The organism is Streptomyces sp. NPDC004752 (assembly GCF_053601275.1).
Map to the genome: position 1 here is coordinate 1 of NZ_JBSGBN010000287.1, position 2,397 is coordinate 2,397.

Consider the following 2,397-nt stretch of genomic DNA (forward strand, 5'->3'; position numbering starts at 1 on the left):
CCAACGACCCAGACACTCCCGGAACTTGATCAAGCCCTGCAGCGCTACCCGGCCGGGGAGATCGAGATGTCAGGGCGGGGGGGGGTGAGAGCCCCGCACCAGACGCCAGTCGAAAACTCCACAGAGATGAAAGCCAAAGGATGCGGACACGGCCGATGTGCCCGGCCTTCCGGGCCTCCTGGACGAGGCGGGTCATCAGGGTCCGGACAGGGCTGCGCTTGAAATCCGATGTACACCAGGGGCGGCGGTCGAGGGTCGGGACTCATCGATAGTGGGCGTCAGCTGACTTTGAGGGGCTGTCCGGCCGCGTCGTACACCTGCCCAGTGATGGCGTTCACGCGGTACATTTCAACAGCCGCTTCCGCCTGCGAATCATCGCTGGGCCACGTCACATTCACAAGCCAATTCGGCTGCCAACTACCATCCTGCTCGACCGCTTTTACAGTAACTGCTTTGGTGTGGAATTCTGCGCCAGTGTTTCCATTGGCTCGGAGCAGTACGGCTACCGCCTCGCTTACTGCCTTTTCGGCCTGCCTGGCGTCAATCTTAGCTTTGGGGATCTCTGCCCGAGTCGGGCCAAGGGTGACATCAATCTGAGATACACGTCCAGCCCTGTCTACCTGGACGTCCAGCATTCTGGGCATCAGAACATTGTTGTGAGTCCATCTCCAGTTCGTCATCCAGCCAAGTGCGGCCTTTTCGCCCACGGGGGACGTTTCCTTCATGGTCGCACCCATAGCCCACGGATACTGTCGCTGGGCGTAAGACTTCGCGATTCGAGAGGCTTCGATATCGGTAGACGGTGCTTTCGCGCCTGCCACCGGGTATCCCATGACAGTCGGCCGGTCGCTGTTCTCCAACTGTACATTCAGGTGCTTTTTTTCCGGCCAGGAAAGGCTGCCGCTACCGAAGGCTTCAGGGTGTCCCTCTTCACGGCTGAGCAGGATGAAGATGATGTTGGTGCATGAGGGAACCCCACACGGCTGCTCGTACACCCGCCCGATCTTGTAACGGTCGCCGAATGCCTCTTTTACGGCGGCCTGAACGGCCTCCTTCTGCCCGGAGTCTGCGTCGGCGAGGCTGCTACCGTCCACGTTTGTGAAGTCCAGCATCGGGCCCGCAACTCCCGATCCCAAGAGGAGCAGTGCCGCGAAGGCAATCAAAGTCCCCTTCATGCCTGCCTGCCAGGCTAGCGAGCTGCCGATTGTGAGGGAAATCGCAGCGATGGCGAGACCTATCAAACCACCGATAATGTTCATCTCGGCGTCCGAGCTATCGCATACGCGTCCTAGGCCATTAACGGTAGCCTGAGTGAACTCGATGCCCAGGGGTAGCGCAACGACGCCGAACAGGACAGGAAGCGGGCGACGGATGGCCAAGAGCGCGCATGCCCCGACGGGCACCATCATCGCAAGGTTCCACAACCCTTGCGTGGTATGGAAGGGCTCGGCAAACTTATGGTTAAGGACGCATACGCCGCTAGCCGAGCCGCCGCCCATAAACGTGACCCCGAGGACGCCGGTGAGAGTAAAGACAAGTCCGGACCACCATGCACCGTGAGGGTTTCTCCGTTTATGGGCGACCGTCCATGCTACGCCGCCGCAAATGAGGCCGATCAATGTGCACACGGCCAGATAGCCGATGTGGTGTTGGAAGATCGCGGAAAACATGGCGCAGTTCCTTGCGTGGTCAGGTCAAGGCGAGCGGTACTGGGGGCAAGGCCCCGCCCTGGCGGGCGGGGCCTGCAAGGCTCTGGTTTAGCAGTGCGAGGCAGGCGTCTGGTATTGGCCGCCGCTGTATTTAAGCAGGCCGATTATGCTCGAGCAGTAGGCGCTGGCCCCGAGCGACCACGTCTTACGCTTCTCCTGGCCCGCGCCGATGGAGACGGCGTCGGCGTAGTGGGCGGTCCCCGAGCGCGAGTAACCAAGGTTGGCGGAGATGGTAGATCCGCCCGTCTTGCCGTACGTGGTGCCGACGACGCCGTTCGAAGCCTGGTGGACGACCAGGACGCCGTTGGACAGAGAGGTGCACCGTTCGATGGGCTCGCCGATGGAGGTGTAGCCGGAGTCGTCACAGTATGCGGCGGCCGAGGCGATCGGCGCGCTGAACATGACAGATCCTGCTGCGATGGCGAGGGTGATGAGAGTGGCGTTGGCTCTGCGGCGCATGGAATCTCCTTAAGGTCATGGGCATGCCAACCTCTCGGATGTGGAGAGGCTGCGCCTAGATGGAACGTATCGTGAGTATCTGATCACAAACCGTTCACCGAATGGAGATCATCTTCAGCCATTCTGTGAACATCATCTGAGGTTCCTCTGAGCTTTCTGTGAGTCTCGACTTGCCGACCCCGCCGTGGCCCAGGGCTTGATCAAGTTCCGGGAGTGTCTGGGTCGTTGA

At 60.7% G+C, this 2,397-nt stretch carries 2 protein-coding genes; both read right to left on the bottom strand.

The features are described from left to right. Nucleotides 1–278: 278 nt before the first annotated feature. The gene (locus ACWEKM_RS46385) at nucleotides 279–1,670 is read right to left on the bottom strand and encodes a VanZ family protein (RefSeq protein WP_451627341.1); all 1,392 of its coding nucleotides are present in this window, start codon (nucleotides 1,668–1,670) and stop codon (nucleotides 279–281) included. 87 nt (nucleotides 1,671–1,757) lie between these two features. Then, entirely contained in the window at nucleotides 1,758–2,168 is a 411-nt protein-coding gene (locus tag ACWEKM_RS46390) for a hypothetical protein (RefSeq protein WP_451627342.1), read from the bottom strand. Nucleotides 2,169–2,397 lie beyond the last annotated feature (229 nt).

Excerpts from the sequence above, each read along its gene's own strand:
- ACWEKM_RS46385 (WP_451627341.1), bottom strand. The coding sequence starts at position 1,670 with ATGTTTTCCGCGATCTTCCAACACCACATCGGCTATCTGGCCGTGTGC.
- ACWEKM_RS46390 (WP_451627342.1), bottom strand. The coding sequence starts at position 2,168 with ATGCGCCGCAGAGCCAACGCCACTCTCATCACCCTCGCCATCGCAGCA.